This window comes from Allokutzneria oryzae (assembly GCF_042429765.1).
GTDB classification, from domain to species: Bacteria; Actinomycetota; Actinomycetes; order Mycobacteriales; family Pseudonocardiaceae; genus Allokutzneria; species Allokutzneria oryzae.
In genome coordinates, this window is record NZ_JBHLZU010000032.1 from 61,059 (window position 1) to 84,313 (window position 23,255).

The window sequence follows — 23,255 nt, forward strand, 5'->3', positions numbered from 1 at the left end:
ACACCTCCCACGGCCGCGTGGTCATCCGTCGAGGAACCGCACCAGCTCCGCGGTGACGAACTGGGGGTTCTCCTCGACGAGCCAGTGTCCGGCGTTCGGCACGTCCAGCGCCCGCACGATGGTGGTCGCACGCGGGGCCACTGTGGCTCGGATCGCGTTGAGCTGCCCCTGGGCGGTCAAGAGCAGGGTCGGGACACGGACCGGTGCCGCTGCCAGGGTGTCGCGGACGTCCTCGTCGAGGGCGCGGTAGAGCTCGAAGCCGCCCGCCAGGACCTCGGGTCGGCTGTAGGTCCGCGCGTACTCGGTGATCTCGCTGTCGGTGAACGGGGACCGGTCCGAGGTGCCACCGAACGCTGTTCCGCCGAACGAGACCTGGGGGTAGAACAGCGCCAGGTACTCGCGGACGTCGTCGCCCACGATCGCCTCGGGGACCTTCCGCTGGGAGTGGAAGGCGATGTGCCAGCTCAGCGATCGGTACGTGGCCGCGTCGATCGCGGGCCCGGGCAGCGGCAGGTCGAGGTAGCCGAGGCGGGCGGTGTCGTCGGGGAACTGGCTGGCGTACTGGAACGCCACGGCGGCGCCGAGGTCGTGCCCGACGACGGCGGCGTCGCGGACCTTGAGCCTGCCTGCGATCAGCGTGTGCACGTACCGCGCCAGGGTGGCTTTGTCGTAGCCGGTCGGTGAGCCGGTGCTGTCGCCCAGCCCGGGGAGGTCGACCGCGTAGACGGTGTGGCTCTCGGCGAGGGCGGGCATGATCGGCCACCAGCCGTACCAGGTCTGGGGCCAGCCGTGGATCAGCACCACCGGTGGACCGCTGCCGCCGGTCACGTAGTGCATGCGGACACCGTCGACGTCGGCGAACTCGTGCCGGAAGGTGCCCTGGAACGCCGGGTCGTTCTGGGTGGCGACGGTGTGAGGAGCAACGTCGGCGGTCGGCGTGGAGCAGGCCGCGGTGCCGATTGTGAGCAGGAGGGCGATCGTGAGGGCCGCCACCGTGCGAGTGGGTCGGTGGAAGCGGGTTGAGGTGGTCATGCGGTCCTGTCCTCGCGGGGTTGTGGGGTCAGCGGCCGGTCGCGCCGTCGATCAGCTCGCGGAGGATGTCGGCGTGGCCTGCGTGCCTGCCGGTCTCCTCGATCATGTGGGTGAGTGCCCAGCGGACGCTGGGAGCGGGGCGTCCCGGTCGTGGTCGAGGAACCGGTGCCGCGAGGTCGGTGCAGCCGTCGAGCACGTCGTTCGCGCGCTCGACCGTCTCCCGGTAGCGGGCGACGACCTCGGCGACGCTGTCCGCCGCCGCGGCCTGGAACGTCGCCTGCCAGTCGGTGACGTCGTCCCCGAGGAAGATCGAACGCTCGACGGAGGTCAGGTGGTTGAGCAGGCCGAGCAGGTTCGTGCCGGACGGCACCGCGGCTGTCCGGGCCTGGGGTTCGGGTGCGCCGTCGACCTTGGCGGCGATCGAGGCGCGGAGGTAGTCGAGGAATCCGCGCAGGACCTCGGTCTCGCTGCTTCCGGTCCGGGGTGGTGGGCTGTCGCGGCGCGTGGTGGCGGGCACGGCGGTCTCCTTCCAGTGTCCAGCGGCGCTGGCCGCTGCGGGTCAGGTGGTCCGGCGGATGACCAGGACGTGGTCGATGACCTCGGCGGACTGCCCGCCTGGTCCGGTCGCGGTCCTGCGGGGTGTGTCGGCGCGTTCGACCGTCCACGTCGCGGGGTCCAGGTCGATGTCGGCGGCGACCTCGCGCGGGCTCGGGTAGCGGGCGTCGGGGTCCTGGTTCCACGACCACGGCGCGGCCGAGCCGTGGTCGACGACCAGCAGCCGCCCGCCCGGGCGCAACGCGTGCGCGGCCGAGCGCAGGACCGCTGCCCTGTCCAGGTCGAAGGGGGTGTGCAGGTAGTGGGCGCAGATCAGGTCGAACTCGCCCTGCGGGAAAGCCCCGCCCAGGTCGTGCCGCACGGCGGTGACCCGGTCGCCGAGGCCGTGTGAGCCGGCGAGGGCGGCGAGCCGTTCGACCGCCACGGCCGAGATGTCGGCGGCGGTGACGTTCCACCCCTGGCCGACAAGCCACAGCGCGTCGCCGCCGTCGCCGCATCCGAGGTCCAGGGCATCGCCGGGCGGCAGGCCGGTGACGATCTCGGTGAGCCGGGCGTTCGGCCGTGGGGCGCTGGCCGCCGGCCGCGTCGCGTACACGCCGTCCCAGAACGTGTCCGCCTCGGTGGCGTTCATCAGGACTCCTTCCGTCGGTGTGCGCCCAGTCTCGCCAGGCGCGCGGCGAAATGGCACGGAAACTTGCGGTTTTGGCAAGATGGGCGGATGGACCGCGAAACGAACGAGGTGCTCGACGAGGTAGGACCGCGCCTTCGCGCGCTGCGCAGGCACCGCGGCATCACCCTCGCCGACCTCGCGACGACGACCGGCGTGTCGGAAAGCACCCTGTCCCGCCTGGAGAGCGGGCAGCGCCGCGCGACCCTGGAACTGCTGCTGCCGCTGGCCCGCACCTACAACGTTCCGCTCGACGACCTCGTCGGCGCCCCGCGCACCGGCGACCCCCGCATCCACCTCACGCCGATCCGGAGGTTCGGGATGACCTTCGTGCCGCTGTCCAGGCGGCCGGGCGGGGTGCAGGCGTTCAAAATGATCATTCCCGCCCAGCCCGAACCGCTCGAACCGACCCCGCAGACCCACGACGGCTTCGAATGGCTGTACGTGCTCAACGGGCACTTGCGGCTCATCGTCGGCGAGCGCGACCTGACACTGCCGCCCGGCGAGGCTGCGGAGTTCGACACGTCCTCGCCGCACTGGCTGGGCAGCGCAGACGGCGGCGTGGTCGAGCTGCTCATCCTGTTCGACCCGCAAGGGATGCGCGCGCACATCCACGCCGAGCCTCATCGGCCGTCTCACGACGGACGCCGACGGTGAGCTCAGCGGGAAGCGGGCTCACTGAAAACCGTTGACCGACAACGGAATCCCCACCTCGGCCTGCTCGTCAGGTCCTGTCATGCCGAGGAGGCTGTCCGTCCAGAATGGACGCGGAACTGCGGAGTGGAGGAGACCCCACTTCCTCCCACTTCAACGTATAGCGGACCGGGGGGCTTGCGGCAAGGCCCCGGTAGTACCTCAGAATCACCGCCCTGAAGCCAGAACCTGCGGAAATGGGAGTCGCGAAGTGCGTGTGCTGTTGACGACGTGGGGATCGCGCGGGGACGTCGAACCGCTGGTGGGGCTCGCGGTGGCGTTGCGGGAGCTCGGCGCGGAGGCGCGGGTGTGCGCGCCGCCGGACGAGGATTTCGCGAAGCTGCTGGCGCGTGTCGGTGTGCCGCTGATCCCGCTGGGTCCATCGGTGCACTCGGTGGTCGCCAACCCGAAGCCACCGACCGCTGAAGACGCGTTCCGGCTCGCTCCCCAGCTGGTCGCCGCGCGGTTCGACACGCTCACCGCGGCGGCCGAGGGCTGTGACGCGTTGGTGGCGACCGGCCTGATGCCGGCGGGCGCACGGGACGTGGCCGAGAAGCTGGGCATCCGCTACGTGTTGGCGTGCTTCCACATCATGGGACTGCCGTCGCGGCACTTCCCTCCGGGGAGACGCCCGGGAACGCCGTCCCCGCAGGAGGAGACCGACATGCGGGTGCTGTGGGAGCAGGACGCCCAGCGGGTGAACGCCTTGTACGGCCCGGCGCTCAACAGCCATCGGGCGGCGATCGGCCTTCCGCCGGTGGACAACGTCCGCGACCACGTCTTCACCGACCAGCCTTGGCTGGCGGCGGACGCGACGCTGTGCCCGTCGGAAGGCATGACGGAACTCGACGTCGTGCAGACCGGGGCGTGGATCCTGCCCGACGACCGCCCCCTCTCGGACGAGCTGGAGGCGTTCCTGAACGCTGGCGCGCCACCGGTGTACGTGGGCTTCGGCAGCATGGCCGCGCACGCCCCGAAGGACGTCGCCCGAGTGGCCATCGAGGCGGTCCGCGCCCAGGGCCACCGGGTCCTGCTCGCCCGCGGCTGGGCTGGGCTGACCCCGGTCGACGACGGCGACGACTGCTTCGTCGTCGGCGAGGTCAACCAGCAGGCACTGTTCCGCAGGGTGGCCGCCGTCGTGCACCACGGCGGCGCGGGCACCACCACGACCGCCGCTCGGGCCGGCGCGCCCCAGGTGATCGTGCCCCAGATCGCGGACCAGCCGTACTGGGCCGCCCGAGTGGCCGAGCTGGGCATCGGTGTGGCACACGACGGCCGGACGCCGACCGTCGACTCCCTGTCCGCCGCGCTCACAACGGCCTTGACGCCCGAGATCCGAGCGCGAGCCGGGGCTGTGGCCAGCGAGGTCCGAGGCGACGGGGCGACGGTGGCCGCGAAACTGCTCCTCGACGCGGTCGGTGGGGAGAACCACCCGTAACCATGCGAGAACACGGCGGCTCGATGTCGGTTCACCATCCACTGTGGATGAGACCGGGGGCGAGCCGCCGTGCCCCGGCAGTGATCCATTTGTGTGATCTTGCTCGGAGATCCGACAGATCTCTCCCGACTGGCACGTATTCCTTGTGACGCCGACGTCCTGGCATCAGTACTCGCGGATGCCGACTGGCGTATGCGTGATCGAGTGGACGTTTCCGCGCCACCACGCCGTCTTCGTGAGCGATCACCCGCTCTACGTGGAGCGACCGGGCCCTGGTCGTCGGATGCGTATGGGTGTCCACACAGGCATGAAGACCAATCACGACAGGGGAAGAACCATGAAGCCAATGCGCTTTCTGGTAGCGGCCGGGCTGTCCGGCGCTCTCGCGCTGACCGGAGCCACCGTTGCCGAGGCGACGACCGCGTCCGTGGCCGGTGGCCCGGCGTCGGCCGTGACCCAGCCGCAGGCCGATGTGCTGGGCAACCGGATGGACCAGGCGTTCCTGCGGATGGGGCACGAGGGCTCTCTCTTCCAGATCGCGGCGGGGAGGCTGGCGGTGCGGAAGGGCCGCTGCTCCACCGTGCGACGCCTCGGTGTCGAGATCGAGCGGGACTTCCGGAAGATGGGCCGCGAGGTGCGCATGGTCGCGGAGCGAGAGCGGGTGCTGCTGCCTCGCGTCCTGCCCCGTGAGGCGCGGGTGGTTCTCCGGAGCCTGGCGAAGAAGTCTGGCATCACCTTCGACCGCGCGTGGCTCCGGCTGCAGGCCATCGCTCACCAGCACGCGGTGACCTTCCTTCGGATGGAGATCCGCAGCGGCAAGTCGGCGGAGGTGAAGCACCTGGCGCGGATCGGTCTGCCCAAGGTGCGCTACCACCTCAAGCAGGTGCGCAGGGCGCTGCGCGTCTGCTGATGCCGTGACTCGGCAGCACACGGCTGATCTCGGTTGACCACGAGGGCCTGGTGGGGATGACTCGTCCCCACCAGGCCTTCCGACGCTGCGCCCCTGTGGTCCACAGTGGACGACCAATGTGGACTTTTCGTCCACGGCCGAGCTGGGATGCTGAGCACGTGGTTACCAACGAGATCCGGATCCGGGAGCGGGATCGATCGCGGCGACTGTGAGGTTGTTCCGCGCATCGACGACGTGTTGCTGACTGAGTTTCGACAGGTTCGAGGCCGCTGCGGATGCACCCCTCGGGCAACGCCTACGGCGGTCTCATCCCGCGGTTCTTTGGGTTCGACCACCGCCTGCGGGACCTGAGCGCGGCGGTTGTCAGCGCCGACGGGACGTGAACCATCGCCTGCCGCCAAGCGGACGAGGGGCACTCGATGATGTTCGTCGGCGGGCCGAATCACTGTGCGAACCGAGCACCCGCCGCGTCGTCCAGTTCGGCGTCTCACACAGGTCAGCTGGTGGTGGCGAGACGGAACTCCAGAAGACAGCGCTGGTCGGTCAGGTCGGTGACGGTGTCGAGGACCAGTCCGTGGGCCGAGGCAAGGGCGCGGAGCTCGTCGATCCGGCGTTCGCGGCCGCCGAAGATCACGAGCATGGCGAGGTCGAACTCGGTGCTGGCCCATCGTCCGCCGACCGCTTCGATGACCAGGATGCGGCCGGTCGGTTGGGCGGCCTCGACGCAGCGGCCCAGGATCCGGTGCGCGTGCTCGTCGTCCCAGTCGTGCAGGATGTCGCACAACAGGTAGGCCTGCGCCCCTTCGGGGAGGGGGTCGAAGAAGCTCCCCGCGGTCGCTCGCGCCCGGTCGTCGAGCTGGTGTGCGCCGAAGGTGCGGTTGGCCTCGGTCGCGGTGGGTTCGAGTTCGACCAGGTGGCCGCGCACTCCTGGATGAGCGGTGAGGATCGCGGCGAGGAGGGTGCCGATACCGCCGCCGACGTCGACGATGGTGGAGAAGCGGGCCCAGTCGTAGCCGTCGACGATCCGAGGGACCTGTTCGCGGAACCGGTGCGTCATCTGCTGGTCGAACGACTCGCGGAGGTGGGGGTGGTCGGCGAGGTCGGCCCAGAAGTCGTGCCCGTAGCGGCGGGGGTAGCCGGCGTGGCCGGTGGTGATGCTGTGCAGGAGCTCGACGAACGCCAGCTCGGCGCGGCCACCGGCCATGTTCAGGTGCAGGAGGTTGGTCAGGCCGTTGTCGGCGTCGGTGCAGAGGGTCGCTCCGTACTCGGTGGTCCGGTAGCCGGTGGATGCGCGCTCGACGATCCCGAGAGTCGCGAGGTGGCCCAGCAGCAGTTCGAGCGCGACCGGTGACACGGTGAGTTCCGTCGCGACCTGCTCAACGGCGGCGCCGTCACCACGTAGCCGGTCGGGCAGGCCCAGTGTTACTGCGACCCGCAGAGCCATCGGTGTCGCCAAGCTAGCCAGGCCTCGGATCGTGGCGATGTTGTGGTCGTTCACGAAGGTCAACGGTTGCACCCCCGTCAACCCGAAAAGCGGTCCTCGCCCCGGAACGGGCGCCGCCCAGCACGCCGCCCCCGCCCCCGCCCCCGTGCGCGCATAGCCCAACTGGCGTGGTCAGGTTTTCGCGTTTTGTAGGCTTAATGCGCGAAAGAGCGCTCCCATTTCGCATTAAGCCTACAAAACGCGAAAAGAGGGCACGGGGGGTGAGGGGGGAGGGGGCAGGGGGGCAGGGGCGTGGTGAGGTGGTGTTACCACGTGCGGGACATGGCGTGGTCCACTGTGGACCGTTGAGCTGACGCGGGTGGTCGGGCTGATCGAGTGGGGAGGACGCTCGAACCGGCCGATGTAGTCTGATCAACTGTCGTGCTAGCGAGGCGGGGGTGGGCGTGACGTCGACGCAGGCCGGTCACGTGGTGGGCGGGCGTTACCGGCTGGTGGCCGAACTGGGGTCCGGTGGTTTCGGGCGGGTCTGGCAGGCCCGCGACCAGACCCTGGACGTCGAGGTGGCGATCAAGGAGCTGCGACTGCTGCCGGGGATGTCACCGGCCGAGCAGGCGGAGCGGCTGGCCCGTGCCACGCGCGAGGCCCGCAACGCCGCTCGGTTGCGCAACCACGAGAACATCGTCGCGATCCACGACGTCGTCGTCGAGAACGGCCTCCCCTGGATCGTCATGGAGCTGATCGACGGCTGCTCGCTGAACGAGCACATCAAGGCGCACGGTCCACTGCGGGCGGACGAGGCAGCGAAGGTCGCCGAGGCGCTGCTGGCGGCCATCGACGCCGCACACCGGAAAGGCGTCGTGCACCGCGACATCAAGCCCGCCAACGTCATGCTCGACGAGAGCGGGAAGGTCCTGCTCACCGATTTCGGGACCGCCGTCCACACCACCGACACCACCCTGACCGCCACCGGGATGTTCATCGGCTCGCCGGAGTACATGGCCCCCGAGCGGTTGAACGGTACCGACGGGCTCCCGGCCAGCGACCTGTTCTCCCTCGGCGCGACCCTGTACGAGGCCGTCGAGGGCGTCTCGCCGTTCCGCCGCAACGACCAGACCGCGACACTGGCCGCGGTCCTGCTGGAAACGCCTCCGTCACCGCAACGAGCCGGGCGGCTCACGCGGCTCATCACCCGGCTGCTGGACAAGGATCCGGACAAGAGGCCGACGGTCGCCGAGGCGCTGACCACGACCGGCGAGCAGCCGACCAGCCCTGTCCGCGTGCAGCGTGACACCAGGGTCCTCCCGCCGAGAGGAACCCCGAAGGTGTGGCAGCGCAAGGGCGTCGCGGTGATGATGGCGATCATCGCCGCCCTCGGCGTCGTCGGCCTCACGAACTCAGGCGTCGCCTGGGACTACTTCGAGAGAGACGTGGAGCGCGCCGGACCGGACGGCGTCGCCGTCCTGGTTGCCCTCGTCGTGGACATCGTCTTGGCCGGAGTGCTGTGCGCCGGAGTCGCTCGGTTCGTACCGCCGCGCGCCGGCCAGACCGTCGCCGTCGTCGCCGGTCTCGCCGGGCTCCTCTTCGGTGCCGGTGCCGCCGCTTCCGCCTTCGACGGTGGCGCCGAGATCCTCCGGAACTGGATGGCGCTCGCGGATCGGAGGTCCGCCCCGCAGATCTCGCTGATCGTGGTCACCATCGTCGTTCTCATCGCGGCTGGCTGGGCCTGGGAGGCCAGGAGGGCGCGCCGTCGGACCCCCGACCCGGTCGAAGCCAGGCGATGACCACGGAGTCCGGCGGCCGGGCCAGCCGAACACCGGCACTGCCGCGGCAGCGCCAGAACCAGGCCGATCGCGGCCACTGTGGACAGTCCGGTGACGACCAGCCGAGGGGAGCGTCCCCACGCCCTGAGGGCAGTGCCCCGGCCAGCGGCGTCAGGTGCGCTGGTCCACAGTGGACGGATCGCCGATCTTCCGCGGGGCGGGCGAACTCGTGCGGTAGTTGAGCCAGTAGCGTGCCGTTTCAGCTCGGCGTGCGGGCGCAACCGAGGATGTGCGCGTGCGGCGGTACGAACCGCAGCGGGGAGTAGTGGACGCGCTCCAGGCGCTCGACCTGGAAGTCGGCGGCCCGGATGGCTTCGGCGGTGTCGCGGTTGAGCCGACAGCCTCCGCCGGTCCGGGACCACAGCGGTGTCAGGGCGTCCTGGAGCAGTCCGAGCAGCGGGTTGGTCGAGCGCACGTGCTCAAGGAACCGCAACTCCCCGCCGGGGCGCAGAGCTCGGCGGATCTCCTTGAGCGCTGCGGGCACGTCGGCGATCGAGCACAGGACGAGCGAGGCCACAGCGGCGTCGAACATCCCGTCCTCGGCTGGCAGCGCCCCGGCGTGGCCGGGCACCACCCGCACCGGCACCGGGGCCCGCTCGGCGGCTCGCTCCGCCAGCGCGCGCAGCCGGTCCTCCGGCTCGACCGCCACGACCTCCACCACCGTTGCGGGGTAGTGGTCGAAGTTCAGGCCGTTTCCCGCGCCCACCTCGATCACCCGCCCCGACAGACCGGCGAGCACTCGGTCCCGATACTCGGCCGTGCCGCGCTGCTCGGCCTCGGCACTGATCCGCTCGTACATCCGCGCGAACCGCGGATGCTGGAACTCCGACAGATCCGCCATCGCTCCACCCTCACTCGCGTGCCCCCCATTTCGCGTTTTGTAGCCTTAATGCGATTTGGGAGCGCTCTTTCGCGCAATAAGCCTACAAAACGCGAAAAGCTTGATCACGCCAGCCAGCTTCTGCGTGCACGGGGGGTGTGGGGGCGAGGGTGTGGGGGTGGGGGTACGTCGGGGGATCGGGAGGGCTTGCGGGAGTGGGGTCTAGGACGTCAGTGCCCGTGAGACGGCCGCGTCAACGAGTTGGCGCATGACCTGGGGGTGGATTTCCTTGACTCCGTCCCACATGGCGCGCGCGTCGTCGGTGTCGTGCTGGATGAAGCTGGCGAAGACCAGTGCGTGCGGCCGTCGCTGGAAGAGCAGTTCGCCCCGCAGGCCGATGGGGGAGTCGGCGCCGAGGAGGATGTGGTCCGCAGTGGCGTGCCGCACCGTCCAGCCGAGAACGAACCGGTCGGACTCGGTCGAACCGAGTTGCAAGCCGAGCGCGGACCATCCCGACGTGAGGGCGTGGCGCATGTCGGCGGGAGCGCCTTCGAGGACGGCTCGTGCCCAGTGCTCGGCGCTCTGGTCCCAGGCCGGGGCGATCTCGACCAGGACGGCGTTGGCGTAGTCGATCCGGGCGAGCGTGCTGAGTGCGAGCGCGTCCGACGGTACAGGGACGTCGCGCGCCGGGATGGGCTCAGGCATGTGTGCTCCTGGGGTCTGAGGTGGGGAGTGCTCGCCATTTCCGGCCGATGCTCGGGATGAACGTCGGGTACACGATGAGGTGCCGGAACGGTGCGATCGCGGCCATGTACGCCTTGCCGAACAGGCCGTTGGGCTTGACCAGGACGGCCATTTGGCCCCGGTGGCCGCCTGCCCCGTCGGGAACCCAGCCGATGTGCATGACCGCGTGCACGGTGCTGTTGGCCATCTCGGCGGCCCACTCGTCCTCAAGCTGGTACAGCGAGGTGAAGCCGAGCTTCGGGACGTCCGGGCCGGGGGGAGCGCCGGCCAGGTCCTCGGGCAGGCGCTCGCGCAGCGTGGGAACCCGGGAGCCGACGCGGCGATTCTCCTCGTCCCACCCGAACAGCGCGCCGAGCTTCCAGCGGAGCGCCCAGAGGGCGCGGGCGGGGCGCGACCAGGTCGATGACGGGTCGCCGCCCGAGGTCATCATCGCGACCAGCCGGGGCAGGTCGTCCGGGCCGCCCGGAGTCGGCAGCGCCCACACGTCCTCCACCCGGAAGTCGTTGGCGATCTCGTGGATCCGCCAGGGCCGCGAGGTGTGCGCCGTGCGCGGGAGTTTCATGTCCCCCTCCATCCATACAGTGGTGTATGGATGGAGGTTAGGCGCGCTCTGATGGCAGAGTCAATCCCGTACTGGACGCGCCAGAATGAGGAGCGACACATGCCGGCCCCAACGCTCACGCCGCGTGGCAAGTGGATCGAACTGGGGTTGCGGGCCCTTGCCGAAGGCGGCCCGCAAGCGGTCCGGGTCGACGCGCTGGCGAAGGCGCTCGGCGTCACCAGAGGTGGCTTCTACTGGCACTTCGAGAACCGGCAGGCGCTGCTGGAGGAGATGCTCGACACCTGGGAGCGGATGGGCACCGACGAGGTGATCGAGCGCGTCGAGACCGAGGGCGGTGACGCCAGGGACAAGGTGCGGCGGGCGGGCGCGCTGACCTTCTCCGAAACCCTGCTGCCGGTCGACCTCGCCGTGCGCGACTGGGCCCGGCGCGATCCCGCTGTCGCCGAGCGGCTGCGCCGCGTGGACAACCGTCGGATGGACTACGCGCGGTCGCTGTTCAGGGCCTTCTGCGATGACGAGGACGAGGTCGAGATCCGCAGCATGCTCGCCTTCTCGCTCGCGGTGGGCAACCACTTCCTCGCCGCCGACCACGGCTCCCGCAGCCGCGCGGACGTGCTCGACCTGGCCGCGAGGCACCTGCTGGCGTAGGCGTGCCTAGCGCACGCGGAAGGGTTCTGCGCGCTCCGGGCGGAAGGTGAGCCCGTGGCCGGGTTCGGCGAGATCCGGCCTGGCCACGCCACCGCGCGGGGTGACCGCGCCGTCGAAGAACGTCCGCTCGATCCGGTCGTGGTCGGAGAACCACTCCACGTGCCGGAAGTTCGGCGTGACAGCGCCCGCGTGCACTGCGAGGTTCGGTGCGCAGTGCGCCGACACCTGGAGGTTCCGCGCGGCTGCCACCGCGGCCACCCTGGCCCATTCGGTGAACCCACCGCACCGCGTCAGGTCCACCTGGAGGCAGTCGACGGCTCCGGCCAGGACCATCCGCGCGAAGTACGGGAGGTCGTAGCCGTACTCGCCCGCCGCGACATCCATGTCGACAGCCTGCCGGACCTCCCGCAAGCCGTGCAGGTCATCACTGGAGACGGGCTCCTCGAACCACGTCACACCGAGCTCGGCCAGGCGCTTCCCGACGCGGATCGCCTGCCCGGCCTGGTAGCCGCCGTTCGCGTCGACGTAGACCTCCACGTCCGGGCCGACCAGCGTCCTGGTCCGGCGGACGCGGTCGAGGTCGCGATCGACGGCGGTGCCCCAGCTCTCCCCGATCTTGATCTTCACCCGCGGTAGCCCGTCGCGCATCCACCCGGCGAGCTGGTCACGGAGCTGACCGTCGTCGAACGTGGTGAAACCACCACTGCCGTAGACGTCGACCGCGTCCCGGACGCGCCCCAGCAACCGCGTCACCGGAGCACCGCACAACCGCGCGGAGAGATCCCACAGTGCGATGTCCACAGCGGACATCGCGCATGCCACCACGCCGGATCGGCCGAGGTTGCGGATCCGCCGCTGCATCGCGTGCCACGCCGCCGGTACCGCCAGCGGATCGGCGCCGGTGACAGCGGAACCCAACACGCCCTCCACCACGTCGACGCACGCGGAGTCGCAGTAGGTCCAGCCGAGGCCGGTCGTGTCACCACACCGAGCCCTGACGACGACGATCGTCGTCGCGTCCCACGTCAAGGTTCCATCCCCTTCGGCAGCGGAGGTGGGCACGCGGAACGCGGCGGCGTGCAGCGCATCGACGCGATCCCGCTTCATGGGCTCAGACCTCCTTCTTGCGGGGGCGCGATGCCCCGCGACGACGAGCCGGACCGTGCGTCGAGCCGAGGTTGTAGGCGGTGTTGACGAGGGCGACGTGCGAGAGGGCTTGGGGGATGTTGCCGACCAGCCGACGGGTGGCTGGATCAACTTGCTCGCTGAGCAGTCCCACGTCGTTGCGCAGAGCGAGCAGTTGTTCGAACAGGGCTCGTCCCCGCCGGACCCGTCCTTGGAGGATGTAGTTGTCCGCGAGCCAGAAGGTGCACGCCAGGAACGCGCCCTCGCCGTGCGGGAACCCGTCGTCGGAGTGCGGGGAGTACCGCCGGAGCAGGCCGTGGTCGAGCAGGTCGTGTTCGAGGGCTGCGACGGTGTTGACCATGCGCTCGTCGGTGGCGGGGAGGAACCCGACCGCGGGCACGAGCAACACGGCGGCGTCGAGCGCGGTGGATCCGTAGGACTGGGTGAACGTGCGGCGCTCGGTGTCGTAGCCCGAAGTCATGATGTCGGTGGAGATCTCCTCACGCAGCGCTTTCCAGCGCTGGAGCGGACCGTCAAGCCCGAAGTGCTCGACGGCCCGCACAGCGCGGTCGGCGCCCACCCAGGCCATGACTTTGGAGTAGGTGTAGTGGCGAGGGTGGCTGCGCATCTCCCACAAGCCCTGGTCGGGCTCGCGCCACCCGGACTCCAGCACCTCCATCACCTGCTGCTGGAGGCACCAGGCGTGCGAGTCGGACGGGAGGTCATGGGCGCGGGCTTGGTGCAGCACGTCCATGAGTTCGCCGTACACGTCGAGTTGGAACTGTTCGGCCGCCACGTTGCCGATGCGCACGGGAGTGGAGTGGGCGTAGCCGGGCAGCCAGGGGACGTCGATCTCGGGGAGTCGGCGTTCGCCGTCGACGCCGTACATGATCTGAAGCTGACGAGGTTGACCCGCCAGTGCGCGCAGCAGCCATTCGCGCCACGCGGCTGCTTCGTCTTGGTAGCCCGCGTCGAGCAGGGCGAGGAGCGTGAACGTGGCGTCGCGGATCCAGCAGTAGCGGTAGTCGAAGTTGCGTGTCCCGCCTAGCTGTTCGGGCAACGACGTCGTCGCGGCGGCGGCGATGGCGCCGCTCGGGGCGTAGCTGAGTGCCTTGAGGGTGATCAGCGATCGCACCACGGCGTCCCGGTAGTCGCCGGTGTACTGGCACCGCGCGACCCAGCGCTTCCACCAGTCCTCGGTCGCCCGCACCGCGGCCGGGATGTCCGGTTCGTCAGGCTCGCCCTGGCGAAGTCCGTTCCAGCACAACCGCAGTCCGATCCGCTCCCCGGCGGCGACGGTGAAGTCAGCGGCACAACCGCCATCACGCACGAGGTGCTTGACATCGCCATCGATGATCACCTCATCCGGTCCCGCGATCGCCCGGATCCTGCGGCCGTCCACGCGCAACCACGGCCGGATGCGGCCGTAGTCGAACCTCAAGGCGAGTTCGCTGCGCATGGCGACGCGCCCTGAGACGCCCTCGACCATGCGCAGCACCTGCGGCCGTGCCTCACGGATCGGCATGCAGTCCACGAGCCGCACCACACCTGAGGATGAGGTGAACTCCGTTTCCAGCACCAGGGTGTCGTCCCGGTAGCGGTGCCGCACCGACGGGGTGGGCCCGACGGGGGCCACAGTCCAGTGCCCGTGCTCCGATTCTCCCAGCAGTGCGGCGAAGCACGCGTCGGAGTCCACGCGCGGCAGGCACAACCAGTCGATCACCCCACCCAGTCCCACGAGGGCGACGGACTGGGTGTCTCCGATCACCGCGTAGTCCTCTAGTCGCCGCGACATCTCGCCCTCTTTCCGCCTTCTATCGCTCGTGCGGTGCGCGGGATTCCCCAGCAGGCCACTGGCAAACTCGGCATAGCCCTCTGTCCACCGGGTACGCCGGGGTCGTAGATGCGACTCGGTGACGGGAGGCACTCCATGGCTTCGGTGGTGGGTGCGAACGCGGAGCGGCCGCTCGACGTCGGTGCGCTGGCCGCGGAGCTGGCGGAGCGGGTGGACGGCGAGGTCCGGTTCGACACCGGCACCAGAGCGGCGTACTCGACCGATGCCTCGAACTTCCGGCAGGTCCCGCTCGGTGTCGTGCTGCCCCGCACCCCCGAAGCCGCGGTGGAAGCGGTGGCGGTGGCCGCGGAGTTCGGCGCACCGCTGCTGTCCCGAGGGGGTGGGACGAGCCTCGCCGGGCAGTGCACGAACACCGCCGTCGTCCTCGACTGGTCGAAGTACTGCACGTCGGTGGAGTCGATCGATGCCGAAAGGCGGCGGTGCGTGGTTCAGCCGGGAATCGTCCTCGATGAGCTCAACCGCCAGTTGGCTCCGACCAGCCTCCGTTTCGGGCCGGAACCGGCGACGCACGCGAACTGCACCCTTGGCGGGATGATCGGCAACAACTCCTGTGGTGCCACCGCCCAGCGCACCGGCAAGGTCGTCGACAACATCGCCGCGCTGGAGGTGCTCCTCTACGACGGCACCCGGATGTGGGTCGGTCCCACCGACGACGACCGGTTCACCGCGATGCAACGCGACGGTGGCCGGGTCGCGGAGGTCTACCGGCAGCTGAGGGCGTTGCGCGACCGCTACACCGGCGAGATCCGGCGTCGTTTCCCGAACATTCCTCGCCGGGTCTCCGGCTACAACCTGGACTCGCTGTTGCCCGAGCACGGCTTCGACGTGGCGGGCCTGCTTGTGGGCAGTGAGTCCACTTTGGTCACAGTGCTGCGCGCCGAGCTGGAGCTGGTTCCGGTTGTCGCCGCGAAGTGCCTGGTGGTTCTGGGTTTTCCGAGCATCAGTGCGGCCGGGGACGCCGTACCGGCGATCCTGCGGCACGATCCGATCGCCCTGGAAGGGTTGGACAGCAAGCTCATTCACGACGAGCAGCTGAAGCACCTCAACCCGCAGGCGCTCACCGCGCTCCCGCGTGGTTCGGCATTCCTCATGGTGCAGTTCGGCGGCGACACCACCGAGGAAGCGGACGCCCGCGCGTGGCGGATGCTCCACGCGCTCGGCGTGAGCCCACACGATGCGGCGGTCTCATTCTTCGACGAGCCCGACCGCCAAGCCGAGCTCTGGCACGTCCGCGAGGCGGGTCTGGGCGCCACCGCGCACGTTCCGGACCGGCCGGACACGTTCGAGGGGTGGGAGGACTCGGCCGTTCCGCCTGACCGCCTCGGCGACTACCTGCGCAGACTGTGGCGGCTGTACGAGGAGTTCGGCTACGCGGGCGACACCGGTCCGAGCCTCTACGGCCACTTCGGGCAGGGCTGCGTGCACACGCGCATCCCGTTCGACCTCTACACGGCGCGCGGTGTCGCCGACTACCGCCGGTTCCTGGAGAAGGCGGCCGACCTCGTCGTGGAGTTCGGCGGCTCCTTGTCCGGTGAGCACGGTGACGGCCAGACCCGAGGCGAACTGCTGCCCCGCATGTTCGGCACCGAGTTGATCACGGCGTTCGGGCAGCTCAAGGCGATCTTCGACCCGGACGGCCGGATGAACCCAGGCAAGGTCATCGCGCCCTATCCGCTCGACGCGCACCTGCGACTCGGCGGGGACTGGGCACCCATGGCGGCGCAGGACGTGCACTTCCGGTATCCGCACGACGGCGGCTCGTTCGCCCAGGCGGCCAACCGGTGCGTCGGAGTCGGCAAATGCCGCCAGCACACCAACTCCGGCGGCGCGGTGATGTGCCCCTCGTACCAAGTCACGCACGAGGAGGAACACTCCACCCGAGGCCGCGCGAGGTTGTTGTTCGAGATGCTCAACGGCCACGGCGACGGCCCCGTGCGCGATGGCTGGCGCTCCGCCGCCGTGAAGGACGCGCTCGACCTGTGCTTGGCGTGCAAGGGGTGCAAGACCGATTGTCCGGCCAATGTGGACATGGCGACGTACAAGGCCGAGTTCCTCGCCCACCACTATCGGGGTCGTCCGTGGCGACGCCCGCGGTCGGACTGGTCCATGGGCTGGCTCCCGGTCTTCGCGAACCTCGTGACGCGGCTGCGCCTCACCCCTGTGGTCAACGCGATCACGCACTCACCCGGGTTGCGCCGGCTCGCCGTGGCCGTCGCGGGCATCGCCGACCGGGAGATCCCGCTGCTCGCCTCCGAAACCCTGCGGGCCTGGTACTCCCGGCGCGGGCCGCGCGGCGACGGCCGTCGCGGCACGGTGCTGTTGTGGCCGGACACCTTCACGAACCACTTCCACCCGCACGTCGGCATCGCCGCCGTCAAGCTCATGGAAGACGCCGGCTGGCGGGTCACCATGCCCGGGCAGAGCCTCTGCTGCGGGCTGACGTGGATCTCCACCGGCCAGCTCCCCACCGCCAAACGCGTTCTCCGCCGCACGGTGCGCGCCCTCGCGCCGCACCTGCGCGACGGAGGGCTGATCGTCGGGCTCGAACCGAGTTGCACCGCGGTGTTCCGTTCGGACGCCTTCGAGCTCTTCCCCGATGATCAGGACGTTCGCCGCCTGAGGAAACAGACCGTCACGCTCGCCGAGTTGCTCACCGCGCACACCCCCGGCTACCAGCCACCCCACGTCGCCGTCGACGCCCTGGCCCAGGTGCACTGCCACCAGCACGCCGTCCTGGGCTGGCAGGCCGACCAGCGCCTGCTCACGTCCGCTGGCGCGCGGGTCGAACGACTCGAATCAGGCTGCTGCGGGCTCGCGGGCAACTTCGGGTTCGAGGCGGGCCACCTGGACGTGAGCCGGGACTGCGCGGAGCGGGTCCTCCTCCCGAGGCTGCGCGCCGCCGACACCGACACCGCCGTGCTCGCTGACGGATTCAGCTGCCGCACGCAGATCCACCAGCTCGACAGCGGCGGTCACGAAGCCGTCCATCTCGCCGAGCTGCTCGCCCGCCCGCTTCGCGCCGATCGCGGCGGCGGGGCTGTTGCCCAGCCTGGGAAGTCGAGGCTGGCTCGGGCGGCCATCGCGGCCGGGTTGGCCGCGCTTGGCATCGCCGCCGTTGCCAGAGCCGCGCGACGGTGACCCCTAGCGCCGCTCAGCCCACCGTGCCGGTGAAGCGGAGGCGGAAGGGGTCCAGCGTTGCCGGGAGTGGCCGATCCGGGTCCAGCCGCAGACCCCCGACCTGCCGGTAGTCGTGCGCGTGCAACAGTGCCGCGAGCAGGGTGCTGGCGCAGAAGAGCACGATGTTGCGGCCCGGACAGACGGCGGGGCCGCCGCTGAAGGGGACCAGCGCCGGATTCGCCTCGGCGCGGCCATCCAGCCAGATGTCGGGCTCGAACCGGTCCGCGTACGGCAGGACGCCCGGGTCGCGGTGGAAGAACGGCGTGAAGATCAGCACCGTCGTCCCGGCCGGACCCCATGCTGTGGCGGTCGTGCTCTCGCGCAGCAACACCGGAGTGGTCGGCCACAACCGCACCGACTCCAGGACGCACGCCCGCAGGTACGGCAGCTGGTGCGGCTCGGCGGGGTCGAGGTCGGCGATCTCCTCGCGGGCCCGCCGCTGCTGGTCCGGGTGGTTCGCGAGCAGTCCCAGCGCGCGGAACGTCACCATGCCCGCTGCGTCGAACGCGAACAACCAGTGAGCCACCTGGTCAGCGGGGTCGATCCCCGCCTGGTCGGTGGCGGCGACCACGGCGGCCAGGCTTCCCGGCTCCGCGCGGTCGAGGTGGGTGGTGAGCCGGTTGTGGAACCGCGCGTGGAGGCGGTCGCGCCGTCGGTGCGCATACGCCCAGTTCGCGTCCAATCGCAGGCGCGCCAACAGATCGGTGACCGTGTCGTCGTAGCGTGCGCCTTCTCCGAGCACGAGCCTGCGGACAAGCTGCCACCACGCGATGGTGAAGGTGTGCCAGCTTAACTCGCTCTCGCGGGCGAGCAGTGCGGCCTCGTCGGCGACAGCCCTCGCCAGCGGTGCGGCCAGCTCGTGCAGCGATCGCTGCGGCTCCAACACTTCCTCGTTGAACCTGCGTCGCGGGCGCCGTTCGTCCACGTCGGAGATCAGCACGCCGTGCGGCTGGAAGTGGCTCAGCGCGGCGCGTTTCTCGAACGTCGATGGGGAGAACGGCACGGGCGTCGCGGCCAGCACCTCGCCGACGTGTTCGTGGGACAGCACCAAGTCAATGGACCGGCCGGGCACACGCAACCTCAGCGGCCTGGCGTCGTGACGACTCCGCAGCCGCCGCATGAGGCCGACGCCGGATCTGCCCAGCCGCAGCCTCTCCGCCACCGCGAGCACCGCCGGGCGGCGCTTGATCACACCACTGGCCAGCGTCGGCAACACCACCTCGGCCGCGATGCGGACCGTCTCGGTCGTGGACGCGTTGACGGGCTCGATGTCGGTCGGCACGGCTGCTCCCCTCGACACACGGGTTTCCCTGGAGCTACCACTCGTGCTGATGACGAAACACCTCTCCAGGTGACCAACCACGGACCTCGTACGCCGCCGACTCAGCACGACGACCGAAGGTTTGAGGAGTGGTGGTCCGGGAAGCCAGCTACGACTGCGCCCGGCAACGACCAACCCGCGCAGGAGGTACTGCTGTGCGACCGCTCGGCCTTTGCACCGTCGACCCGCTTCTCCGCGTCCGCGGCGAGACGGTGATCGTGGATCTGACAGGGATCGAACTCCTGGCCTCGCCCGGCCTCGCGACGCTGTACGAGCATCACGATCGTTGTGCCCGTGGGGAAATCCGACTGGGTGCCGCACCGACCAGCGCCAGGTGTTTCTGATGTGTCCAGCCGGGCAACCACCCCACGTGAGCAGTCAGGACAACCCGGTCACCGAGCGATCGGCGGCACAGCTCGTCGGTGACCTCACCGAACAGACGAAGCGGCTGGTCAGGACCGAGGCGCACCTGGCGGCTCGCGAGATGACGGCGAAGGCCAAGCGCGGTGCGGTCGGCATCGGCGCCTTCTCCGTCGCCGGTGTGCTCGCGGGGTACGCCGGCTTGACGTTCCTGCTCTGCGTGGTGCTGGCGCTGAGCACCGTGATGGCGAACTGGCTCGCGGCCTTGCTCGTCGCGGCCGCGCTGCTGGTGATGGCGGGCATCGCCGCGCTGATCGGCAGATCGGGGCTGCGCAAGGCGCTCCCGCCCGTGCCAGAGAAGACCATCGAACGTGTGCGGGAGGACATCGCGGTCGTCAACCAGCTCAAGGAGCACCCATGACCAAGGCGGACCGGTACACGATGCCGGGAGCACCTCCCACGGACGAGGACCTCCGGCACGAGGTGGAGCTGACCAGGCACGAGCTCGTCGAGACACTGGCCGAGCTCACCGACCGCTTCACGGTCAAGAACGCCGTCCGGCGCCACCGCACTGAGCTCATCATCGGCGCACTCGTCGTCGGTGGGCTGGTCGTGCTGGTGCTGAGCACGCGGTAGGCCGTGCCCGGCGACACGGTTCTCTTCGACGTGGACGGCACCCTGGCCTACGCGAACCACCACACCAGTCCACAAAGGACGGATGGGTCGAGATGACGACACCGACACGCCGCATGGCGCGGAAGTACGCGGGACAGCCCGAACACGCGGAACGTCCACTGCGCGGTTACGCGATGGTGCTCGGGACGTACACGGTGGTCGTCTCGGCACTGGGCTTGCTGGGGCGCCACTTCGGTGTGCGTTTGCCGGATCGCATCACCTGGGCGGACACCTTGTTGCTGGGCACGGCGACGCACAAGGCGAGCCGACTGTTGTCCAAGGACGCCGTCACGTCTCCCCTGCGAGCACCGTTCACCCAGTTCGAGGAGAACACCGGGATGGGCGAGGTCAACGAGTCCGTGCGCGGACGCGGTGTGCAGCACGCCACCGGCGAGCTGCTCACCTGCCCGTTCTGCCTTGCGGTCTGGACGTCGACCGGGCTCACCGCGGGGATGGTGTTCGCACCCCGGTTCACCCGGCTCCTCTCCACGATGCTGACCGCGGTCGGCCTCTCCGACGCGTTGCAGATCGGCTACGACGCGGCACGGGAGTCGATCAAGAAGGCGTCGTCGTGAGCCGCGTCGTCGTGGTCACCGGTGCGAGCGCCGGTGTCGGCCGCGCCACGGTGCGTGAGTTCGCCCGCCGTGGTTACCGGGTCGCGCTGCTCGCGCGGGGCGAGAGCGGACTTGCCGCCGCGGCGAAGGAAGTCGAGGCGCTCGGCGGTGTCGCCCTGCCGATCCGTGTGGACGTCGCCGATCCCGATGACGTCGAAGCCGCGGCCGGACGGATCGAACGCGAGCTCGGGCCGATCGACGTGTGGGTCAACAACGCCTTCTCGTCGGTGTTCGCACCGTTCACCGAAATCAGACCCGACGAGCTCAGGCGCACCACCGAGGTCACCTACCTCGGTGCCGCCTATGGCGCGCGGGCCGCGCTGGCGCGAATGCGGCAGCGCGACCATGGAACTGTCGTGTTCGTTGGCTCCGCGCTGTCACGCCGTGGCATTCCTTTGCAGGCTGGGTACTGCGCGGCCAAGCACGCCGAGTACGGCCTGTACGAGTCGCTGCGCTGTGAACTGCTGCACGAGCGCTCGAAGGTGCGGATCACGATCGTTCAACTGCCCGCGGTGAACACACCCCAGTTCGGCTGGGTCCGCTCCCGGCTCTCGCGGCGTGCCCAGCCAGTGCCACCGATCTACCAGCCCGAGGTCGCCGCTCGCGCGATCGTCCACGCCGCAGACCACCCCCGCCACCGCGAGTACCTCATCGGCGCGTCCACCGTGCTCACCGTGACCGCCAACAAGTTCGTTCCCGGACTGCTCGACCGCTACCTCGCCCGCACCGGCTACGCCTCGCAACAGACCGACGAACCGCAAGACCCGAACGCGCCGGACAACCTCTACGAGCCGGTTGACGCCGCCGACAGCACCGATCGCGGTGCACACGGCAGGTTCGACCGCCGAGCGCACCGCTGGAGTCCGCTGCTCTGGCTGCGGCGACACCGCGCGATCGTCGGCGCGGGTGCTCTCGCGGGCGCCGTCGCAGGCCTCGCTCTCCGCCGGAACCCGCTCCAGCCGCCGTGCGGCGGGCTCACCGGTTGCCGGAGTAGTTCTTCGGCCCGGCCGCGTCGACGGCCTCGTTCGCGGCCGCGTCCAGCCAGGGCTTGGCGCTGTTGTCGCGCGTCAGGTTGATGTAGACAGCCGTCGACTTGACCAGGTACCGGTGGGTGCGGAGCCGATAGCCGCTTCGCATGGCGCGGCTGGTGTCCTTGTTGTTGTCGCAGATCTCCGAGCCGGCACCGTTCTGGGGGCACAGGATGCCCCAGGCACCGGAGTCGTAGTTGTCGTAGGCGGTCTTGGCGGTCTTCGCGTCCGCCATCGGCACGACCCACACCATGACCAGGATCTGGTTGGACCTGTCCACATAGGTCCCGGTGACGGCATTGCGGCAGCCGGAACGGAGCAGGAGGTTCCTGACGTCCTGGCTCATGTAGTTGGAGACGCACTCGCGGACGTCGCTGCCCCGGCGGGTGTAGCCCACGTTCTTGGAGTCGGTGAACGAGCTCGGGAGCAAAGCCGATGCGGTGACAGGGGTCTTGTCGCTGCTCTCCTGGTCGAGGTCGGCCGAGTTGAACGTCGTTGTCGTCGTCTTGCGCGGGGGAGTGGTCGTGGTCTGCCTGCGCGTGGTGGTGGTCGTTCCGCGGCTGGTGGTGGGCGGTGCCGACCTCGTCGTGGTGTTGGACGAGAACACCTGGTCCACGAACGCGGACACGCCTTGGGCCAGGTCACCTCTGACGGCGAACCAGCCGATGAGCACCGCGACGACGCCGAGCGCGATCGCCACCGGCGCAGGCCGCTTCGGCGGTCCCTTCTTGCGACCGTCCTGCTTGACCGGGCCGGAGGGCGGTCCGACCATCGTCGGCCGCTTCGGGGTCTCCTCGGCCTTCTTGGTCTGCTCCGACTCCTTCTCGAACTTCTTGGTCGGCTCCCGCGACGCCTCAAGCAGTCCCCGCGCCTGGGCGATGTCCGGACGCCTGGCCGGATCCTTGTTCAGCAGCTCGGTGATCAGCGTGGCGAGGCCACCGGTGCACGTCAGCGGCGGTGCGTCCTCCAGCAGCACCGCGGTGAGCGTGGCTGTGGGAGTGTCGCGGCGGAACGGGGACACCCCCTCCACTGCCTGGTACAACGTCACGCCCAGGGAGTAGAGGTCGCTTTCGGCTCGTCCGTCGTGGCCGTTCAACCGCTCGGGGGCCATGTACTCGACCGAGCCGATGAGCATCCCGGTGGCGGTGAGCGCGGTGTCGGTGTGGTGCACGGCGATGCCGAAGTCGGCGAGGAGGATGTCGCCGTTGTCGGCCAGCAGCACGTTGGCGGGCTTGACGTCGCGGTGCACGATCCCGGCGTCGTGGGCCGCTTCGAGTGCGTTGAGCAGGGCGGTGGCGACCCGGCTCGTCAGCTCGGCCGACAACGGCCCGTCGACGAGGTGCTTTTCGAGCGACTTCCCGGTGACCAGTCCCATGATGATCCACGGGATCTCGTCGTCGATGACGACGTCGTGGACCGCGACGACGTTCGGGTGGTCGCGCAGCTGGGCGGCGTTGCGGGCCTCGCGCGTGGCGCGGGTCAACCGCTCGGCCTGTTCGTCCGCGGACAGCGCCGGGGGAAGCCACAGCTCCTTGACGGCGACGTCGATGTCGAGCAGCTCGTCGCGGGCTTCCCAGACGCGCCCGAACCCTCCGGCCCCCAGGGGGCGAACCAGCCGGTAGCGGCCGTCGATCACTCGGCCTGGCCGTGTCTCCTGCGCCATTACCACCCGCCGATGCGTGTCATGGAAAGGAAAGTCATCCACCTGTCCTTCTGCCGCGAGGACTCCACTGCCCGGCGGCGCTCAGCTTCGACGACGACAACGGC

General features: G+C 69.9%; 21 protein-coding genes. 10 read left to right on the plus strand and 11 right to left on the minus strand.

Annotated features, from left to right (window positions below; genetic code table 11):
- Nucleotides 1-21 precede the first annotated feature (21 nt).
- The 3 genes from ACFFQA_RS34050 to ACFFQA_RS34060 are packed head-to-tail and all read right to left on the minus strand — an operon-like array spanning nt 22 to nt 2,218.
- Entirely contained in the window at nt 22-1,032 is a 1,011-nt protein-coding gene (locus ACFFQA_RS34050; protein WP_377861235.1) for an alpha/beta fold hydrolase, read from the minus strand.
- 28 nt (nt 1,033-1,060) lie between these two features.
- Nucleotides 1,061-1,549, minus strand: a complete 489-nt coding sequence (locus tag ACFFQA_RS34055; RefSeq protein WP_377861237.1) for a DinB family protein — start codon at nt 1,547-1,549, stop codon at nt 1,061-1,063.
- 42 nt (nt 1,550-1,591) lie between these two features.
- A complete protein-coding gene (locus ACFFQA_RS34060) occupies nt 1,592-2,218 on the minus strand; it encodes a class I SAM-dependent methyltransferase (RefSeq protein WP_377861239.1) in 627 nt (208 codons plus the stop codon).
- Nucleotides 2,219-2,305: 87 nt separating this feature from the next.
- On the opposite strand from ACFFQA_RS34060, the gene ACFFQA_RS34065 reads away from it, so the two are divergent.
- The 3 genes from ACFFQA_RS34065 (at nt 2,306) to ACFFQA_RS34075 (ending at nt 5,295) form a co-directional block, all read left to right on the plus strand.
- Complete coding sequence (locus ACFFQA_RS34065; RefSeq protein WP_377861241.1) at nt 2,306-2,911, plus strand: helix-turn-helix domain-containing protein; 606 nt, start codon at nt 2,306-2,308, stop codon at nt 2,909-2,911.
- 247 nt (nt 2,912-3,158) lie between these two features.
- Nucleotides 3,159-4,385, plus strand: a complete 1,227-nt coding sequence (locus ACFFQA_RS34070; protein ID WP_377861243.1) for a glycosyltransferase — start codon at nt 3,159-3,161, stop codon at nt 4,383-4,385.
- A gap of 346 nt (nt 4,386-4,731) precedes the next feature.
- Complete coding sequence (locus ACFFQA_RS34075; protein WP_377861245.1) at nt 4,732-5,295, plus strand: DUF4142 domain-containing protein; 564 nt, start codon at nt 4,732-4,734, stop codon at nt 5,293-5,295.
- 496 nt (nt 5,296-5,791) lie between these two features.
- Here ACFFQA_RS34075 and ACFFQA_RS34080 read toward each other — a convergent pair whose 3' ends face one another.
- On the minus strand, nt 5,792-6,811 hold the full coding sequence (locus ACFFQA_RS34080; protein ID WP_377861445.1) for a methyltransferase: 1,020 nt from the start codon (nt 6,809-6,811) through the stop codon (nt 5,792-5,794).
- Nucleotides 6,812-7,182: 371 nt separating this feature from the next.
- Here ACFFQA_RS34080 and ACFFQA_RS34085 point away from each other — a divergent pair, with 371 nt between their 5' ends.
- The gene (locus ACFFQA_RS34085) at nt 7,183-8,520 is read left to right on the plus strand and encodes a serine/threonine-protein kinase (protein ID WP_377861247.1); all 1,338 of its coding nucleotides are present in this window, start codon (nt 7,183-7,185) and stop codon (nt 8,518-8,520) included.
- 238 nt (nt 8,521-8,758) lie between these two features.
- On the opposite strand, the gene ACFFQA_RS34090 is transcribed toward ACFFQA_RS34085, so the two are convergent.
- From ACFFQA_RS34090 to ACFFQA_RS34100, 3 genes are all read right to left on the minus strand, one after another.
- Nucleotides 8,759-9,400, minus strand: coding sequence for a class I SAM-dependent methyltransferase (locus ACFFQA_RS34090; protein WP_377861250.1), 642 nt, complete (start codon nt 9,398-9,400; stop codon nt 8,759-8,761).
- Between the two features lie 201 nt (nt 9,401-9,601).
- On the minus strand, nt 9,602-10,084 hold the full coding sequence (locus tag ACFFQA_RS34095) for a hypothetical protein (protein ID WP_377861252.1): 483 nt from the start codon (nt 10,082-10,084) through the stop codon (nt 9,602-9,604).
- Entirely contained in the window at nt 10,077-10,685 is a 609-nt protein-coding gene (locus tag ACFFQA_RS34100; protein ID WP_377861254.1) for a DUF2867 domain-containing protein, read from the minus strand. Before ACFFQA_RS34100 ends, ACFFQA_RS34095 begins: the two co-directional genes overlap by 8 nt.
- A gap of 99 nt (nt 10,686-10,784) precedes the next feature.
- On the opposite strand from ACFFQA_RS34100, the gene ACFFQA_RS34105 reads away from it, so the two are divergent.
- Entirely contained in the window at nt 10,785-11,333 is a 549-nt protein-coding gene (locus ACFFQA_RS34105; protein WP_377861257.1) for a TetR/AcrR family transcriptional regulator, read from the plus strand.
- A gap of 6 nt (nt 11,334-11,339) precedes the next feature.
- Here ACFFQA_RS34105 and ACFFQA_RS34110 read toward each other — a convergent pair whose 3' ends face one another.
- Both ACFFQA_RS34110 and ACFFQA_RS34115 read right to left on the minus strand, forming a co-directional pair.
- Nucleotides 11,340-12,440, minus strand: a complete 1,101-nt coding sequence (locus ACFFQA_RS34110; RefSeq protein ID WP_377861259.1) for an enolase C-terminal domain-like protein — start codon at nt 12,438-12,440, stop codon at nt 11,340-11,342.
- A 4-nt stretch (nt 12,441-12,444) separates the two neighbouring features.
- Nucleotides 12,445-14,253: a glycoside hydrolase family 15 protein gene (locus tag ACFFQA_RS34115; protein ID WP_377861261.1), complete on the minus strand. Its 1,809-nt coding sequence runs from the start codon at nt 14,251-14,253 to the stop codon at nt 12,445-12,447.
- A gap of 135 nt (nt 14,254-14,388) precedes the next feature.
- Here ACFFQA_RS34115 and ACFFQA_RS34120 point away from each other — a divergent pair, with 135 nt between their 5' ends.
- A complete protein-coding gene (locus ACFFQA_RS34120; RefSeq protein ID WP_377861263.1) occupies nt 14,389-17,451 on the plus strand; it encodes an FAD-binding and (Fe-S)-binding domain-containing protein in 3,063 nt (1,020 codons plus the stop codon).
- Between the two features lie 13 nt (nt 17,452-17,464).
- Here ACFFQA_RS34120 and ACFFQA_RS34125 read toward each other — a convergent pair whose 3' ends face one another.
- Entirely contained in the window at nt 17,465-18,772 is a 1,308-nt protein-coding gene (locus ACFFQA_RS34125; RefSeq protein WP_377861265.1) for a cytochrome P450, read from the minus strand.
- A 409-nt stretch (nt 18,773-19,181) separates the two neighbouring features.
- Here ACFFQA_RS34125 and ACFFQA_RS34130 point away from each other — a divergent pair, with 409 nt between their 5' ends.
- The 4 genes from ACFFQA_RS34130 (at nt 19,182) to ACFFQA_RS34145 (ending at nt 21,536) form a co-directional block, all read left to right on the plus strand.
- Nucleotides 19,182-19,592 carry a phage holin family protein gene (locus ACFFQA_RS34130; RefSeq protein ID WP_377861268.1) on the plus strand — a complete coding sequence of 137 codons (411 nt, stop codon included), beginning with the start codon at nt 19,182-19,184 and terminating at the stop codon, nt 19,590-19,592.
- Nucleotides 19,589-19,807, plus strand: a complete 219-nt coding sequence (locus ACFFQA_RS34135) for a DUF3618 domain-containing protein (RefSeq protein WP_377861270.1) — start codon at nt 19,589-19,591, stop codon at nt 19,805-19,807. The genes ACFFQA_RS34130 and ACFFQA_RS34135 overlap by 4 nt, the downstream gene beginning before the upstream one ends.
- Before the next feature lie 92 nt (nt 19,808-19,899).
- Nucleotides 19,900-20,421: a DUF1360 domain-containing protein gene (locus tag ACFFQA_RS34140; RefSeq protein WP_377861273.1), complete on the plus strand. Its 522-nt coding sequence runs from the start codon at nt 19,900-19,902 to the stop codon at nt 20,419-20,421.
- The gene (locus ACFFQA_RS34145; RefSeq protein ID WP_377861275.1) at nt 20,418-21,536 is read left to right on the plus strand and encodes an SDR family oxidoreductase; all 1,119 of its coding nucleotides are present in this window, start codon (nt 20,418-20,420) and stop codon (nt 21,534-21,536) included. Before ACFFQA_RS34140 ends, ACFFQA_RS34145 begins: the two co-directional genes overlap by 4 nt.
- Here the strand turns inward: ACFFQA_RS34145 and ACFFQA_RS34150 are convergent.
- A complete protein-coding gene (locus ACFFQA_RS34150) occupies nt 21,436-23,151 on the minus strand; it encodes a serine/threonine-protein kinase (RefSeq protein ID WP_377861278.1) in 1,716 nt (571 codons plus the stop codon). The genes ACFFQA_RS34145 and ACFFQA_RS34150 overlap by 101 nt on opposite strands.
- Nucleotides 23,152-23,255: the final 104 nt, after the last annotated feature.

What these genes read in the sequence shown, in the direction of transcription:
- ACFFQA_RS34050 (WP_377861235.1), bottom strand. Translation starts at nt 1,032, where the DNA reads ATGACCACCTCAACCCGCTTCCACCGACCCACTCGCACGGTGGCGGCC.
- ACFFQA_RS34060 (WP_377861239.1), bottom strand. Translation starts at nt 2,218, where the DNA reads ATGAACGCCACCGAGGCGGACACGTTCTGGGACGGCGTGTACGCGACG.
- ACFFQA_RS34065 (WP_377861241.1), top strand. Translation starts at nt 2,306, where the DNA reads ATGGACCGCGAAACGAACGAGGTGCTCGACGAGGTAGGACCGCGCCTT.
- ACFFQA_RS34075 (WP_377861245.1), top strand. Translation starts at nt 4,732, where the DNA reads ATGCGCTTTCTGGTAGCGGCCGGGCTGTCCGGCGCTCTCGCGCTGACC.
- ACFFQA_RS34090 (WP_377861250.1), bottom strand. Translation starts at nt 9,400, where the DNA reads ATGGCGGATCTGTCGGAGTTCCAGCATCCGCGGTTCGCGCGGATGTAC.
- ACFFQA_RS34095 (WP_377861252.1), bottom strand. Translation starts at nt 10,084, where the DNA reads ATGCCTGAGCCCATCCCGGCGCGCGACGTCCCTGTACCGTCGGACGCG.
- ACFFQA_RS34100 (WP_377861254.1), bottom strand. Translation starts at nt 10,685, where the DNA reads ATGAAACTCCCGCGCACGGCGCACACCTCGCGGCCCTGGCGGATCCAC.
- ACFFQA_RS34105 (WP_377861257.1), top strand. Translation starts at nt 10,785, where the DNA reads ATGCCGGCCCCAACGCTCACGCCGCGTGGCAAGTGGATCGAACTGGGG.
- ACFFQA_RS34110 (WP_377861259.1), bottom strand. Translation starts at nt 12,440, where the DNA reads ATGAAGCGGGATCGCGTCGATGCGCTGCACGCCGCCGCGTTCCGCGTG.
- ACFFQA_RS34115 (WP_377861261.1), bottom strand. Translation starts at nt 14,253, where the DNA reads ATGTCGCGGCGACTAGAGGACTACGCGGTGATCGGAGACACCCAGTCC.
- ACFFQA_RS34120 (WP_377861263.1), top strand. Translation starts at nt 14,389, where the DNA reads ATGGCTTCGGTGGTGGGTGCGAACGCGGAGCGGCCGCTCGACGTCGGT.
- ACFFQA_RS34135 (WP_377861270.1), top strand. Translation starts at nt 19,589, where the DNA reads ATGACCAAGGCGGACCGGTACACGATGCCGGGAGCACCTCCCACGGAC.
- ACFFQA_RS34140 (WP_377861273.1), top strand. Translation starts at nt 19,900, where the DNA reads ATGACGACACCGACACGCCGCATGGCGCGGAAGTACGCGGGACAGCCC.
- ACFFQA_RS34150 (WP_377861278.1), bottom strand. Translation starts at nt 23,151, where the DNA reads ATGGCGCAGGAGACACGGCCAGGCCGAGTGATCGACGGCCGCTACCGG.